The organism is Gemmatimonadota bacterium (genome assembly GCA_016712265.1).
Lineage (GTDB): Bacteria > Gemmatimonadota > Gemmatimonadetes > Gemmatimonadales > Gemmatimonadaceae > RBC101.
In genome coordinates, this window is the sequence record JADJRJ010000028.1 from 1453535 (window position 1) to 1468367 (window position 14833).

Annotated in this window: 16 protein-coding genes; 8 read left to right on the forward strand and 8 right to left on the reverse strand. The window is 68.3% G+C overall.

Annotated features, from left to right (window positions below; translation table 11 throughout):
• The first annotated feature begins 10 nt into the window (after positions 1-10).
• A complete protein-coding gene (locus IPK85_13030; protein MBK8248311.1) occupies positions 11-2611 on the forward strand; it encodes an insulinase family protein in 2601 nt (866 codons plus the stop codon).
• On the opposite strand, the gene IPK85_13035 is transcribed toward IPK85_13030, so the two are convergent.
• Both IPK85_13035 and IPK85_13040 read right to left on the reverse strand, forming a co-directional pair.
• Positions 2608-3312: a DUF2461 domain-containing protein gene (locus tag IPK85_13035; protein ID MBK8248312.1), complete on the reverse strand. Its 705-nt coding sequence runs from the start codon at positions 3310-3312 to the stop codon at positions 2608-2610. The two genes, IPK85_13030 and IPK85_13035, sit on opposite strands and share 4 nt — an antisense overlap.
• A gap of 65 nt (positions 3313-3377) precedes the next feature.
• A complete protein-coding gene (locus IPK85_13040) occupies positions 3378-4898 on the reverse strand; it encodes a hypothetical protein (protein ID MBK8248313.1) in 1521 nt (506 codons plus the stop codon).
• Positions 4899-5005: 107 nt separating this feature from the next.
• Between IPK85_13040 and IPK85_13045 the strand changes: the two genes are divergently transcribed.
• Positions 5006-5500, forward strand: coding sequence for a CDP-alcohol phosphatidyltransferase family protein (locus IPK85_13045; protein MBK8248314.1), 495 nt, complete (start codon positions 5006-5008; stop codon positions 5498-5500).
• Positions 5497-5979, forward strand: a complete 483-nt coding sequence (locus IPK85_13050) for a hypothetical protein (GenBank protein ID MBK8248315.1) — start codon at positions 5497-5499, stop codon at positions 5977-5979. Before IPK85_13045 ends, IPK85_13050 begins: the two co-directional genes overlap by 4 nt.
• 38 nt (positions 5980-6017) lie before the next feature.
• Here IPK85_13050 and IPK85_13055 read toward each other — a convergent pair whose 3' ends face one another.
• On the reverse strand, positions 6018-6299 hold the full coding sequence (locus IPK85_13055) for a hypothetical protein (GenBank protein ID MBK8248316.1): 282 nt from the start codon (positions 6297-6299) through the stop codon (positions 6018-6020).
• 119 nt (positions 6300-6418) lie between these two features.
• Positions 6419-7432, reverse strand: a complete 1014-nt coding sequence (locus tag IPK85_13060; protein MBK8248317.1) for an alpha/beta hydrolase — start codon at positions 7430-7432, stop codon at positions 6419-6421.
• On the opposite strand from IPK85_13060, the gene IPK85_13065 reads away from it, so the two are divergent.
• Both IPK85_13065 and IPK85_13070 read left to right on the forward strand, forming a co-directional pair.
• A complete protein-coding gene (locus IPK85_13065) occupies positions 7426-8229 on the forward strand; it encodes a DsbA family protein (protein MBK8248318.1) in 804 nt (267 codons plus the stop codon). The two genes, IPK85_13060 and IPK85_13065, sit on opposite strands and share 7 nt — an antisense overlap.
• Before the next feature lie 11 nt (positions 8230-8240).
• Positions 8241-8624, forward strand: coding sequence for a hypothetical protein (locus IPK85_13070; GenBank protein ID MBK8248319.1), 384 nt, complete (start codon positions 8241-8243; stop codon positions 8622-8624).
• Positions 8625-8665: 41 nt separating this feature from the next.
• On the opposite strand, the gene acs is transcribed toward IPK85_13070, so the two are convergent.
• Positions 8666-10627, reverse strand: a complete 1962-nt coding sequence (gene acs, locus IPK85_13075) for an acetate--CoA ligase (GenBank protein MBK8248320.1) — start codon at positions 10625-10627, stop codon at positions 8666-8668.
• Between the two features lie 219 nt (positions 10628-10846).
• Here acs and IPK85_13080 point away from each other — a divergent pair, with 219 nt between their 5' ends.
• The 3 genes from IPK85_13080 to IPK85_13090 all read left to right on the forward strand — a co-directional run bounded on the left by IPK85_13080 (position 10847) and on the right by IPK85_13090 (position 12209).
• On the forward strand, positions 10847-11179 hold the full coding sequence (locus IPK85_13080; protein MBK8248321.1) for an STAS domain-containing protein: 333 nt from the start codon (positions 10847-10849) through the stop codon (positions 11177-11179).
• Positions 11180-11335: 156 nt separating this feature from the next.
• A complete protein-coding gene (locus tag IPK85_13085; GenBank protein ID MBK8248322.1) occupies positions 11336-11608 on the forward strand; it encodes a hypothetical protein in 273 nt (90 codons plus the stop codon).
• Between the two features lie 58 nt (positions 11609-11666).
• Positions 11667-12209 carry an inorganic diphosphatase gene (locus IPK85_13090; protein ID MBK8248323.1) on the forward strand — a complete coding sequence of 181 codons (543 nt, stop codon included), beginning with the start codon at positions 11667-11669 and terminating at the stop codon, positions 12207-12209.
• Positions 12210-12291: 82 nt separating this feature from the next.
• Here IPK85_13090 and IPK85_13095 read toward each other — a convergent pair whose 3' ends face one another.
• From IPK85_13095 to IPK85_13105, 3 genes are all read right to left on the reverse strand, one after another.
• Positions 12292-12963, reverse strand: coding sequence for an aquaporin (locus IPK85_13095; GenBank protein MBK8248324.1), 672 nt, complete (start codon positions 12961-12963; stop codon positions 12292-12294).
• A gap of 103 nt (positions 12964-13066) precedes the next feature.
• Positions 13067-14302 carry a beta-ketoacyl-ACP synthase II gene (gene fabF / locus IPK85_13100; protein ID MBK8248325.1) on the reverse strand — a complete coding sequence of 412 codons (1236 nt, stop codon included), beginning with the start codon at positions 14300-14302 and terminating at the stop codon, positions 13067-13069.
• A complete protein-coding gene (locus IPK85_13105) occupies positions 14299-14811 on the reverse strand; it encodes an SRPBCC family protein (protein ID MBK8248326.1) in 513 nt (170 codons plus the stop codon). The genes fabF and IPK85_13105 overlap by 4 nt, the downstream gene beginning before the upstream one ends.
• Positions 14812-14833 lie beyond the last annotated feature (22 nt).

The window sequence follows — 14833 nt, forward strand, 5'->3', positions numbered from 1 at the left end:
TCGCCCGTCCATGTTTCCGCCTGACGAGGTCGTCCGTCACGTCCTGCCGAACGGCCTGACCCTGTTGGTGCGCCACGACCGCACGGCGCCCGTGGTCGCGATCGTCACCTACGTCAAGGCAGGGTACTTCGATGAGCCCGACGAGGTCTCCGGGATTGCCCACGTGCTGGAGCACATGTTCTTCAAGGGAACGCCGACACGCGGGGTGGGGGAGATCGCTCGCCAGACCAAAGCGTGTGGTGGATACCTGAATGCCTCGACGATCTACGACCACACGCGGTACTACGCGGTGGTGCCGAGCGGCAGCTTTGCCGAGGCCCTGGAGATCCAAGCGGACGCTTGGGCGAACGCCACGTTGGACGGCGATGAACTCGCGCGCGAGCTCGAGGTCATCATCGAGGAGGCGCGCCGCAAGGCAGACACGCCCGAGGCGGTGACCACCGAGACGTTGTTCGAACTGATGTACGACGCCCACCGCATGCGGCGGTGGCGCATCGGGCACCCGGAGGTGCTACGCGCGCTGCGACATGAGCACCTGCGGTCGTTCTACCGGCAGTACTACCAGCCCTCGAACACGGTGCTGTGCGTGGTGGGCGACGTCCCGGTGGCCACGGTGATCCGTGAGGTTGAGCGGCGGTACGGCGCGGTCGCCGACGTTCCCGTGGTCCGCGATCGGGGGCCTGGGGACGCGGTGCGGGCTGAGCAACGATTCCGCGCGCTGCGCGGCGATATCACCCAGGCGCACGGAGCCTTTGGGTGGCGGGCCCCAGCTGTGCACGAACCCGCGAGTGTGCACCTGGACATCGCCGCGACGGTGCTCGCCAGCGGTCGGTCCGCGCACCTGTACCGGGCGGTTCGGGAGCGGCGGTTGGCGTCGAGTGTGAGCGCTTGGAACTACACCCCCGGGGATCTCGGTGTATTCGTGGTCCAGTGGTCGGGCCCAGTTGGCACAACCGACGACGCAGCGCGGGCTGCCTGGGCGACGGTGCACCAGCTGCCGGACCGTCTGCGCCCGCGCGAACTCGAGCGCGCACGCCGGCTGCACGCGTCGCGCACATTGCGGCGACTGGAGTCGATGGACGGCCAGGCCAACTACCTGGTCGACTGGGAAGCGTTAGGCAGTTGGACCCTTGGGGCCGCGTACGAGGCCGCCCTGGTGGAGGCAACGGTGGCCGATGTCGGCACGGCGGTGGCGGCGCACCTCGCCGCCGGGTCGGCGTCCTGGCTCCGCTACGACCCCGTGTCCGCCCCGACGGCACCGGCGACGGCTGCCGCAGCCTTTGGATCGTTAAGCAGTGCAGCATTCGACCTGCCGGACCCCGCACCCGTGACGGATCCGGCGCCGCAGCCGCGGGTCGTCGTGAGGGAGGGGTCGGTGGTGGCGGACGTTCACCTGTTTCGGACACCAGGTGGAGTCCCGATCCTGGTCCGGCGTGTGCCCGGCGCCCCGATGGTCCACATGGGGCTGCACGCACGTGGTGGGGCTTCGGCGGATCCCGAGGGAGGGGAGGGGATGGCGCTCCTCATGGCCCGCACGGCGCTCAAGGGAACCAACCGCCGCGATGCCCAGGCGGTCGCCTCCGACGGCGAAATGGCAGGGGGGAGCATCAATGCGTCGATCACGGCGGACGGACTGGGGTGGGGAATCTCCGTTCCGGCCGCCCAGTGGGCGGACGCGCTGGATCTGCTTGCCGATGTGGTCACGCAGCCCCGATTTGACGGAGACGCCCTCGAGACCGAGCGGGCCATCGCGGTGCAGCAGCTGGCCCAGGCGCGGGACGACATGTACCGCCATCCCACGCGTCTTGCCCTCGCGGCGGCGTTCGCCGGGCACCCGTATGGTCGGAGCGCCATGGGAAGCGAGGCCGGTCTGACGGCCGCGACGGTCGCACAGGTCCGGGAGATGCATCGCGTGCTGGTGCTGGAGGGAGACGTCGTGCTCGGCGTCATCGGGGATGTGGATCCAATTGACGTGGCCTCGCGCGCATCCGGGTGGTTGTCCTCCCTGGCGTGGTCCGCGCGTCCCCCGATTGAGGCGCCGACCTGGTACGGGGTGGGCCAACAGGTCGTGGAGCCGCGGGACAAGTCGCAGACCGCCATCATGCTCGCCTTTCCCGGTCCATCACGACGCGACGCGACGCGCTTCACCGCGCAGGTCCTCTCAGCGGTCACGAGCGGATTGGGGGGGAGGTTCTTCGACGCGTTGCGCGAAAAGCGCTCCCTGGCCTACACGGTGCATGCCGGCCCGGCGCTGCGCGCGCGAGCAGGATTGTTCACCGCCTACATCGCCACCAGCCCGTCACGGGAAGACGAGGCGCGACAGGGGCTGCTCGCAGAATTCGCGCGTCTCCGGCAGGAGCCCGTGGCCGAGGACGAACTGGCGCGCGCGCGCCGCTATACCGTGGGAACCCATGCCATCAGCCGACAGAGCCCGTCGGCCGTGCTGGACGACATGCTGGACGCCTGGGTGCATGGGACGGGCCTCGAGGAGATGGCCGACGTGCCCGCCCAGCTGGCCCGCGTCACTTCCGCCGACATCCTTGAGCTGGCGCGCGCCTGCTTCGACCCGGACCGACGGGTGGAAGGCATTGTGCGCGGTCGGCAGGCCTAACGACGCACCCGCTCGCGGAAGCCGAGCGCACCGTTCAGCCACCGTACCAGCGGGCGAACTAATACGAAATCCTTCGCCACCTGGTCCACGAGCCGCGGTCCGGTGACCTGCGCATCGGTGAGGGGAGCCGAGACGGTATAGGAGGCAAACCGCAACCAGTTCGCCGCCGGGTGGTCCACCGTCCAGGGGCGTGGCACTCGCTTGAGGACGTGCTCCTCGCTCAGTGGGCCGAACCGTCGCCGAAAGGCGGGCGCGCCGAGGGCGCGCTCGAGGCCGCGATGGTCCGTGGCGATCCGTTCGCGGATCGCGTTGAGCGACGGGCGCGGCGGCATCCAGAGCCCACCGGCCACCATCGACGCGCCGGGTTCCAGGTGGAAATAGAATCCCGCGCCGGCACCATGGGTCTCCGATCCGACGCCGGGGGCGCCGTCGAGGTGCGCGAACCAGCAGGCCACGTGGGTCTTGTACGGCGACTTGTCCTTGGAGAACCGCACATCCCGGTACAGCCGGAAGATCGCCTTCTTCGGTGATCCGCCGATTTCCGGGACCGTGGTGGCGAGCCGGACGTCAAGCTCCTCGACCAGCTCACGCAACGGCGCAAGGAGGAGTGAGTCAAACGTTGTCTTGCGCTCAACGAACCACTCGCGGCGGTTGTTGCGCTTCAGCTGGCGCAGGAAGGTCAAGGCAGCGGGGGTGAACATCGGCGGGGAATGGTGGGTGACCGGCACCGGGCCACGTCCGGCTGGGCGTGGCAAGGGGCCGAAGGCTATCGCAGGACCACGGCCCCTTCGCGCAGCGCGCGGTGGATCGCCGCCAGGGCGAGGACGGCAGGACGCAGCTTACCGTCCGAGCGGCGAAGGCCGGAGAGCACGTCGTAGTCGCCGGCGCCATCCACAATCACCGCCTGGACCCGGGGCTGGGCGCTGGCCCACGCCAGGGTACCGGTGAGGGCGTGCTGCTGCGCGCGTTCGCCGTATACGTACGGCCAGGTGCGCACCGACGTGACCCAATGCGGGCGTGTGTTGGTCGACATCCACCGCGCGGCCACGCGCCACTGGGCCTGCAGTTCCCCGCCGCCGCGAAACCCGGGAGCAAACGAGAAGGCGAGCAGGTCAATATCGGGCGAGGCCGCGGCCCAGTGGTACAGGGCGGAGTCTGTCGCGGACCAGGTGGAGGCGGCGACGGCCACCTGGGTCCGGGGGCGCAGGGTGTGTGCCAGGCGCCCTGCACGGGTGAGGTAGTCCGTCCACCAGCGCAGCGGGACGGCGCCGATGACCCCTGTGCCCTGTCCCATCGGGTCCACGGCGGGGACCACCACGTCGGGGCGCACGCGGCGCACGATCTGCTCGAGGGCGCGCAATCGGGACTCGCCCAAGGCCACCGGGTCGCGTTGGCGCTGCTCTCGCTCGCTGCGATCCCAGCCTAACGAAACCACCAGGAGCACCGAGTCCGCCCGCACGTCGGCGAGTACACCGGCCAGGGAGTCCAGGGCGGCGCCGGACGCGCCGGCGGGGGTCACGGTGACCGCCAGCACCTCAACCGCCATCGAGTCCACGAGGGACAGGTCATGCCGGATCGCGAGGCCGGCAGGTGCGCGATCCAACGAGGGAAAGAGTCGCAGTCCGAGGGCCAGATCGCCCCGCGGGCGGTCGCGCATCGGCGTGTCGGCCAGGCGGCGGAACGAGGCGTTGGCCCGTACTGCCGTGGGATACTCCAGGGCACAGAGGAGCACGACGCCGAGGGTGCCAGCGGCCAGCAGCGCGCGAAAGGGCCGGGCCCCTGGCCAACGGGCGGGACCGGCCGGCGTCAGTACCGGCAGGATGAGCGCGAGAGGAGTTGCGAGCGCGTCCGGACCCCAGGCGAGCCCGGCCACGCTGGTCAGCACGGTTGCCGCGCCGAGGACCTCCGGGCGAAGGTCAGGCCATATCGTCGCCGCGTAGCGAGCCAGCCCGCCAACGGCCAGGACGACGTTGAACAACAGGAATGGGATGCTGACGAAGGAGCTGACGCGCCGCTCACGCAGCACCGCGACGCCTTGTGCCACAAACAGGAGCAGGGTCACCGGCCAGATCCAGGTCAGGAGCCCCACGGTTCGCCCAAGGGCGATCCACTGCCCGACGACAGCGATGATCGCCCCGGGGACGAACAGGAGGCCGCAGAGCCCGCTCAGCTCGCGGATCGCTCGCCCGCCTGGTGCCGTCGCGATGCGGGCAGCGAGCAGCAGGTTCCAGGCGAGGACGACCCCTGCCACGCCGTAGATCCATCCGAGACGCGCATCAAGCCACATGGAGCGCAATCTCGATGGAATAGTCCCCGGGACACCAGTGCCATCGCCCGCCCGCGACGTGGTAGCTTGCCCCCGTGACCGACTCGGTGTGGACGTCCGTACCCAACCTGCTCTCGTTGTCTCGCCTCGTCTTGGCGGCAGCGTTCGTGGCGCGCGCGGACCCGTCTTTTCGGGTGGCCGTGATCCTCGTGGCTGCCCTCACCGATTGGTTGGACGGGTTCCTCGCTCGCCGGTCGAAACGCATGACACGGTGGGGGGCGCTGCTGGACCCGATCACCGACCGCATCTTTGTGTTCGCCGCGGTCTGTGTGTACCTCGCGGAGCGGCAGCTGACCGGTGCCCAGTACCTGGTCCTCATCTTCCGTGACCTCATGACGGCGATCGGGTTCGTCGTTGCGCGCAACGTGTCGTGGCTTCGCCCGATCACCTTTCGCGCGCGCCTGGCCGGCAAGCTGGTGACGGCGCTGCAACTCGTGGTGCTCGTCGCGGTACTGGTCCGGCCCGCGTTGGTCCCCGTGCTGATTCCCCTCATCGCCGTGCTCGCCGTCATCGCCGTGGTGGACTACACGTTGCTCCTGTGGCGCGAACGCGCGCGGACATGACCAGCGCCCTCGCGCGAGGGGTCGTGCTCGCCTGCCTGGTGGCACCGGTCCTGCAGGCACAGGCGCCACGGGCCCAGCGCCCATGGCGCCTGCTGGCTCGCGTGGATGCCGTGGCGGCGACGCATGGGGCCCTGCAGGCGGGCGTTGGGGTGAGCCTTCCGTCGGGCACGTACCTCCGCACCGAACTCACGGCAGCCGCCGGTGGAACGTGGTGGGACGACGGCGTTCGCCTCGGGGGACGGGTTGACGCGGTCGCACGATTCGTCATTGACCCGTTCGCCGAGTCACTGCGGGCGGTCCACGCCGTTGGTGGGGTCAGCGCGATGCACGACGGTCGCGAGTGGCAACCGCGCCTGATGGTGGGCCTCGGCGTCGAGGGACGCCGAAGGGGGCCGGTGCGGTGGTCGACCGAAGTGGTGGTCGGGGGTGGCGTTCGAGTTGGCGTCGTCGCGCGACGCACCCGTCCCAGCCGGCGCTGACAAACGAGCGGCCCCCTCAAGGAGGGGGCCGGATCACCTCAGGCGGCGGTCACCGCTTCATCGACCTGGCGCGACTTGGGAGGCTGTACGAACCGGTCGCCAAGAACCCGAAGCTGCTTGAGGTCGGTCGGCGAGAGCTCGTGGTAGCGGTCCGACAGGTATTTCATCGTGTCGTCGAACCACTCGCCCTGGTGCGCTGGGTCAGCGCCAATGACGCCGCACGTCATGATGTGCTGGAACAACTCATCGCGAGCTTGATCAAACGGGGTTGGGCCCGAAGACGGAGCCTGCGTCGGTCGCCGAACTGGTTTTTTCGCCATGTAGGCAGGGTAGGGAGTGGGAGGGCCGCCCGAAAAGTAATCGGGAATGAGGGGGACCCCAAGCCTCACGAGTACCACGTGCAGATCATGGGACGAAACGTCTCTGTCCGCGACCACGCTCAGCGTGTTTCCGCCTCGTCTGGGGTACGCACAAAGGCCAGAATCAGTTGAGCCAGGGTCGTGGGGTCCTCCTCCGGGACAAGGTGCCCGACGGCGTCGATGGCCTGGTAGTGTCCCTTCGGGATGGCGCCGGCGTACGCTTCCGCCACCTGCCGGGTGCACCAGCGATCCCGAGTGCCCCTCGTGACGAGTGTGCGCTGGCGCACCCGCGAAAGGTCAATGTCGGCCACGTCCTCCTCCCGCAGGGAACCGGCCAGGGCCAGCAGGTGATTGGTGCCTTCCCGCCCGAGGAATGGGACGGTGTATCGGCCAATCAGTTGCCACGGCATCGCATCGGGGGATTCCACGCTCTCGCGCAGGAACGGCTGAAGCAGGGCGAGAGATCCGAAGAGCCCCTGGGTCAGCCGAAAGGCGTGGCGTGCCGTGTCCCGCTGCAGTTCGCGGATTTCGTTCCCGGCAATGTCGTTGAGGGCTGGCGCCCCGACCATCACCAGCCGCCAGACCCGTTCGGGACGGTCTACGGCGAGGCGCAGCGCCACGACCGCCCCAAGGTCAAGCCCGACGATCGTCGCGCGGCGCAACTCGAGCGCGGTGAGGGCGGCGTCGAGATATCCGGATTGCGCATCGATCCCGAAATCCGCCTCGTACGGTCGATCCGACTCGCCATACCCGAGCAGGTCGATCGAAAAGACGCGAAGGCCGTGGACCGCCAGAAGGGGGCCCACGTGGCGCCACAGAAAACTGGCCGTCCCGAAGCCGTGCAGCAGGACGACGGGCTCGTCCCCGTATCCGTACCGTTCGACGTGCAGGTGCGCCCCTGTGGCCAGGGGAATGCTGAAGAGGTCGGCGTCGGGGGGAAGCGCGGTCAGATGGGCGGAAGCTGAGGCGTTGAGGGTAAGCCGGTAACGGGTCGGCCCGAAAGGGGAGGGGCGCGGTTGCCTCCCCGCCGCCGCGTCCTTTACTTGCTGGTCCGCTTCACGCGGTTCACCACCCCCCAACACGACCCATGGCAAAGCAGAATCAGGGGCAATCTTCCGGAAGCCAGAGGCGGGCCAAGGCGCCCGCCCGCAACCAGAAGGGAATGTTCACCGTGCTCGGACTGATCGCGGCGGCGTTCGCGGTGTTCATCGTCTACCAGATGAACAAGCCGACCGGGCAAGAGGCGGTGACGATCGACCCCGGGACTCCCTTGCCCACCGCCGCCGGATATACGATGGGCAGTCCCGACGCCCCGGTGAAGGTGATCGAGTTCGCGGACTTCGAGTGCCCCGCGTGTGCCCAGTTCTTCACGCTCACCGAGCCCGACGTGCGCGCGCGCCTCGTCGAGACAGGGCAGGTCAGCTACACGTTCATGGACTTTCCGCTCCCGATGCACCCCAACACGTGGCCGGCGTCCAACGCGGCGGCCTGCGCGAATGAGCAGGGGAAGTTCTGGGAATACCACGACATCCTCTTCCAGATGCAGGACCAGTGGAGCGGCTTTGCCACTCGGCGCCCCGGCGGGAAGTTCAAGGAGTTCGCGCAGCAGGTGGGGCTCGATGTCGGCAAGTGGGAGTCCTGCTTCGACGCGCAGAAGTACAACCTGAACATCAAGGCCCACGAGCAGGAAGCGGTGAAGCGCGGGGCGGGGCAGACCCCCACGTTCATTATCGGGAATCGCCGGGTGCCCGGCAGCATCTCGTTTGACAAGTTCAAGGCCTATGTCGACACGGCCTTGGCCGAGGCCGGGCCGCAGGCCCTCCCCTCACAGGGTGACACGGCGCAACGCCCGTCGGTCAACGTCGTCCCGGAGAAGAAGGGCACGCCGTAAGGCAGCGACGCATGGCTTCCTTCTGGCGCAAGGTCTTTCCCGAGTCGCTCTTCCCCCGCGGGCTGGATGAAGGGGCGGAGCGTCGGATGCGCCTCGCCCAAGCCCGTGCCGAAGAGGCGTTGGTCGAGGCGCATGTGCGAAACGCGCTGATGTTCATCGACACCCTCGCCGAAGACATGGCGTTTGATCGCGCCATCGACACCTATGTGCGCGTCCTCGGCGTGCCCGAGCCCTTGGCGAGCGTCGTCGCCACGCGGGTGCTGGTGGAGTTGGGTGAGGAATTGGTTCCCCAACGCGTGATCCGCCCGCGTCCACCGGCAGGACGCGAGACGTTTTCCGACGACCTGCCGGCGGACCCGGAAGACCTCACGCTGCGCGTTCGCCGGGGCGAGTAGCCTCGGCGAACGCGCGCAACGCCCGCGTACAGCGGATCAGTTCACTCCTGCCCCTCGTATTGCTCCTTTAGGTTCGCGACCACACCGGGGTCGGCGAGGGTGGTGGTGTCACCCAGGGCACGTCCTTCAGCGATGTCACGCAGCAGTCGGCGCATGATCTTTCCGGAACGGGTCTTGGGCAGGTCCGCCGAAAAGAGGATGTCGTCCGGGCGCGCAATCGCGCCGATCTTGTCCGCCACGAACGCCTTCAGTTCGTCCCGCAATTCCGACGAGCTGTGGAAGCCGGTGCGGAGCGTGACAAAGGCAGCCAGGGCCTGACCCTTCAGCTCGTGCGCCTTCCCGACCACTGCCGCTTCGGCCACCGCCGGATGCTCGACCAGGGCGCTCTCCACTTCCATGGTCCCGATGCGATGGCCGGCGACATTCAACACGTCATCGACCCGGCCAAGGATCCAGAAGTAGCCGTCCTCGTCGCGCTTGGCGCCGTCGCCGGCAAAATACAGGTCCGGCCGCCCGGGCCACTTGGAGAAGTAGGTGTCCACGTACCGCTGGTCATCGCCCCAAATGGTGCGAAGCATCGAGGGCCACGGGTGCGTGAGGGCCAGCAGGCCGCCCCCCGTGGGGATTACCCTCGCCTCGGCGTCCAATAACTCGGCCCTGAAGCCAGGTAACGCCGTGGTCGCCGAACCCGGCTTGGTGGTGGTGAGACCTGGGAGCGGGGAGATCGCGATGGCGCCTGTTTCGGTCTGCCACCAGGTGTCCACGATCGGGCAACGGTTGCCCCCGATGTGCTGTTGGTACCACATCCACGCTTCGGGATTGATCGGCTCGCCGACACTGCCGAGGAGCCGGAGGCGGGACAGGTCGTGTCGAGCGGGCCATTCGTCGCCCCACTTCATGAAGGCCCGGATCGCGGTCGGTGCGGTGTAGAAGATCGTGACGCCGTGGCGGGCGCACATCTCCCAGAAGCGGTCTTTCTCCGGCCAATCCGGCGCGCCTTCATACATCACACAGGTGGCCCCGTTGGCGAGGGGGCCGTACACGAGGTAGGAGTGCCCGGTGATCCAGCCGACGTCGGCCGTGCACCAAAACACATCCTCGTCGCGCAGGTCAAAGACGGTCCGGGTGGTAGCGGCGACCGCGGTGAGGTAGCCGCCCGTGGTATGCACGATCCCCTTGGGTTTGCCTGTTGTTCCGGATGTGTAGAGGATGAAGAGGACGTCCTCGGCCTCCATCGGTTCTGCCGGGCACTCGGCGCTCGCGTGGGCCATGAGGCGGTGCCACCAGTGATCGCGGCCCTCGCGCATGTCGGCGAAGGACTCGTCGCCCAATCCCCCGGGCCGTCGCTGCACCACCACCACATGCTCCACCGAGGGACAGCCTTCCAGGGCCCGGTCGGTGTTGCGCTTGAGGGGCACGACCTGGCCCCGCCGGTACCCGCCGTCCGCCGTGATGACGACCCGGGCGGCGGCGTCGTTCATCCGGTCGCGCAGCGACTCCGGCGAAAAGCCCCCAAACACGACGGAGTGGATGGCGCCGATGCGGGCGCATGCCAGCATGGCAATGGCGGCCTCGGGGATCAACGGGAGGTAGATTCCGACGCGGTCGCCGCGCCGCACGCCTAACGACTTGAGGACATTGGCGAACTTCTTGACCTCGACGAACAGCTCCCAGTAGGTCAGCGTGCGTCGGTCCCCTGGTTCGCCCTCGAAGACAATGGCAGCCTTGTTGCGCCGTGCGGTGGCCACGTGACGGTCGAGGCAGTTGGTCGCGACATTCAGCGTCCCTCCCGTGAACCAGCGCGCCCGCGGCGGCTGCCAGTCCAGCACGCGGGTCCACGGGGTGAACCACTCCAATGATGCGGCTTGTTCCGCCCACCAGGCCTCGGGGTCGGCCGCGGCGGCCTCGTGTGCCTCCGGGGTCCGGATGTGGGCGCGCGTTGCGAAATCCGCGGGCGGGGGAAAGCGGCGATGCTCCTGAAGCAGGACGTCGATGTCAGACATGTCGTCGAAAAACGGGGATGGGTATCACCTTCCCGAACCTGTCCATGCGGGCGCGCCACGGCAATCCGTCCCGACACCGGTCGCACGTTGCGGATGAGTCAGGCACTTCGCGGCGCTCCGTCCAACACTCCCGAGCTCGGTGCGCCATGCAACCTGTTGCCGGACATGGTGTTAGCGCATGCGGCACCCCACTGGCACGGCATTCGCCACTGCGTTCTGGTGTACTCGACCCACGGAGAACGTCTCGTCATGGGAGCAATAGCGGAACTCGCACTCGTGGAAGCACCTGCGCGTCTCGTCGCCGAGACGCGGGTCGACTTTCGGTCAGCGGCGATGGACGGCCTCGAGCGGGCGGTGGGGTCTGGCGAGACCGTGCTCCGCATCGAGATGGGCGAGACGGCCGACGTGGACGCAAGTGGACTGGGCACGCTCGTCGTCGTACAGAAGCGCGCCCGCGAGCGCGGGCTGCAGACCATCCTGATGCGGACGCAGGGACCGGTGCGTTCCTTGCTGGCCGCGACGCGGCTGGAGGGGTTGTTCGAGTTCCAATAGGGGCGGTGGTGGGTTGGGGACGATCCCCTGCGTGGCACGTTCGGTTGGGGGCCGAGCGTGACGCGTGGGGGATCCGTCGTTTAGACTGCGGGGAGGACCGAAGGCGAAACCCCGGTCGGTCCCGGACGCGTAGGCCCGCTCACACTCCCATTGCCCATGGACCGATACGAAGCGGTCATCGCGCTGGTCTCGATCATCTTTGGAACCGGCGCCGCCGTCGCCATCACCGCGGTCATTGCCAACACCGTGCTCAAGATGCGCAAGACCCCGCAAATCGACTTTGTGGGATTGCAGCAGGTCGAAGCCCGGCTCGAGCGGATGGAACAGGCGATCGACGCGATGGCCGTGGAAATGGAGCGCGTATCCGAGGGGCAGCGATTCACCACACGGCTGCTGAGCGAGAAGGCGGAGGCGCGGTCGGCGTCGTGACACGCCTTGCGTCCGCTCGGGGCGTCGCTATCGTTAGGCGACCCGGACCCTGGCGACGATGATTCACCCCTGGCGTGACCTGGCCCCCGGCCCCCATCCCCCGGATGAGGTGACCGCGATCATCGAGATCCCGCGTGGGAGCCGCAACAAGTACGAGCTCGACAAGGACTCCGGTCTGTTCAAGCTCGACCGCGTCCTGTATTCCGCCGTGCACTATCCGGGCGACTACGGCTTCATCCCCCGGACCTTGCACGAGGACGGCGACCCGCTCGATATCATCGTGCGTATCGACGAGCCCACCTTCACCGGGTGCCAGATCCGGGCGCGTCCGATCGGGGTGCTCAAAATGCTCGATCGCGGTGAACCCGACGACAAGGTGCTGGCGGTCCCCGCGGCGGATCCGCTGCACGGTGAATGGTTCGACATCGCCGACCTGCCGCAGCACTACCTCAATGAAATCGAGCACTTCTTCCAGATCTATAAGGATCTCGAGGGGAAGCGCATGACCATCGTCGGCTGGGAAAAAAGCGACGTCGCCATGCAGGTCGTGGTGGAATGCATCGAGCGGTACCGCCACCACTACCTGGAAGCGGGGCCGTAGGGCGCGGCTCCTTGGTTGCCGGGGAGCACGACGCGTCGGGCCCTTGATGCGTCGGTCCAGAGGTCCGACCGTTTCTGGACGGCTATGATCGGTCCTTCAGTGCGACATCCCAGAGGACCGTGCCGGCGACTGCCCCCGTAATCGGGCCGATCCAATAGACCAGCTGGGCCTCCCAGATTCCGGAGATGAAGGCTGGTCCAAAGGAACGCGCGGGATTGAATGAGGCTCCGGTCAGTGGCCCGATGGCCATGATCAGCGCGCCCACCACGAAGCCGACGATGATCCCTGCGGCGGGAGGACGCGCCTCGATCGACGTGACGCCGCAGACCGTCAGGGCGAGGAGCGCGGTCGTGATCGCCTCGAGGATAACCCCGTGGGTGAACGTGACGTCGGACGCGAGGATGGTGCCGCCAATACGCGTCGCCTGCAGCACATCAGGCGGATACGTCGACGAGAGCACCCACGCGCCCACCGTCGCCCCGATAAGCTGCGCGGCGATCTTGAGGAGGCCGTCCACCGGAGCCGTGCGGCGCGTGACTACGTGCGCCACGGTGATCGCCGGGTTGAAATGACCGGAGATACGAGAGAAGGCTCCCACGAGCGCGGCAATCGTGAGCGCGTAGGCCACCGCGTTGGCGAGGAGCGCGGCCTGGCTGTTGGTGCGCGCGGTCATCATGATCGCGGCACTGCCCATGAACACGATGGCGAAGGCGCCGATGAACTCGGCGAACAGCGGACGAAGCGATTTGGGCATGGGCGGTGGGAAGGGAGCGGCGCCGAAGCTGGGGCTCGATCGCCCCTCCCGCAAGCTTGGCCCCAGGTGAACCGCGCGGGTCGCCGTCCGTGCCGTCGGCCGTCTAGCCCTTGCCCATGACCAGGGCGGCGTTGATCCCCCCGAACCCGAACGAATTGGAGATGATGCGCTGCGCGTCGAGGGCACGGCCTGTGGGCGCGACGTGCTGCAGGTCGCACGCGGCATCGGGCGTGTCGAGGTTGACGGTCGGTGGGACCCACCCGCGCTCGAGGGCGAGGGCGCAGACGGCCGCCTCGAACGCCCCTGAGGCGCCTAACGCGTGGCCGTGGTACCCCTTGGTGCCGGAGACCGGAAGTGCCGACGTGCGCTCCCCGAAGACCTGACGAATGGCCAGCGCCTCGGTGGGGTCGTTCAGCGGCGTGGCGGAGCCGTGGGCGTTCACGTAGTCGATCTCGTCGGGAGCCACGCCGCCGTCCGCGAGCGCCAGCCGCATGGCGCGGGCCGCCTGCGCCCCATCCGGACGAGGGGCAGTCATGTGGTGCGCATCGTTGGTCATGCCAAAGCCGAGGATCTCCGCGTAGATGCGTGCCCCACGCGCGACGGCCCGGTCCCGCTCCTCGAGCACCAGGATCGCCGCCCCTTCGCCCATCACGAAGCCATCGCGGTCCCGGTCAAAGGGTCGTGAGGCGCGCGCGGGGTCGTCGTTGCGTGTCGACATGGCGCGAATGAGGGCAAACGCGCCGAAGCACAGCGGGGCCAGGGGGGCTTCGGCACCGCCACACACCATCAGGTCGGCATACCCGTCGCGCACCTGCCGAAATCCCTCCCCAATCGCGATGCTGCCCGAGGCACAGGACATCGCGTTGGTGGAGTTGGGGCCGTGTGCCCCCAGCTCAATGGCAATGTTGCAGCTCGCCGCACCCCCAAAGACGGCGAGCGCCAGGGTGGCGTCAACAGCGCGCAGGCCGCCGCGGAGGTAGTTCCCGAGCTGTTCCTCGGCGTACCCGACACCGCCTAACGCCGTGCCCATCATCGTCCCGACGCGATCCCGGTCCTCACTCTCCATGCGTACGGCGGCATCGTGCAGGGCCATCCGGGCCGCCACGACGGCAAACTGGCCATATCGGTCCAGGCGTCGGGCGCGCTTCTGCTCCAGGTGGTCCAGAACGCTGAAGTCACGCACCTCGGCCGCGAGATGCGACCGAAACGGCGACGGATCGAACCTCGTCACCGCCGTCACCGCGCTCCGGCGGGCGTGCAGCCCCTCCCACAGCCCTTCCACTGACAGGCCGATGGGCGTCAGTGCGCCGATGCCCGTCACGACCACGCGTCGCTTCATCGGGCTTCGGCCGCGCGGGCGAGACCGGCGAGCGTGCGACTCGCGATCCCGTGGATGAACACTGGGCCGATCACCCACGTCGCCGCGACACCACCGATCAGCGGCCAGCGCGGGCCGTCCCACACATGCCAGAGCGTCACCTGCGTCCCGCCCTCGTGCGGTGCAAACGCCCACTCAACGTCCATCCCCGTTGTGATCCCGCCGATGTGGCGAAATCGGACCGCGGGTCTCATTCCGTCGACCTGCATTTCAGACAGCCACCACGTCGGCCAGTTGAGCACGCCGAAGGGACGGTTCGCACTCATCTCCACGATCCCACCGCCGTCGCTCGCGCGCTCTCGCATGCGCACGAACCGGTAGTGCGCGAGGTGCGCCGGCCAGGCTTCCACGTCGCGCGCGAGGGTGAAGATGGTCTCGACCGGGGCGCGGACCCACATCACGTCGCGCGTCACCATCCGGCGCCCCTGGGGCAGCGGACCTAACGAGTACGGCGGACGGTGGGTGGCCACAGCCACAGGTGCGACATCCATG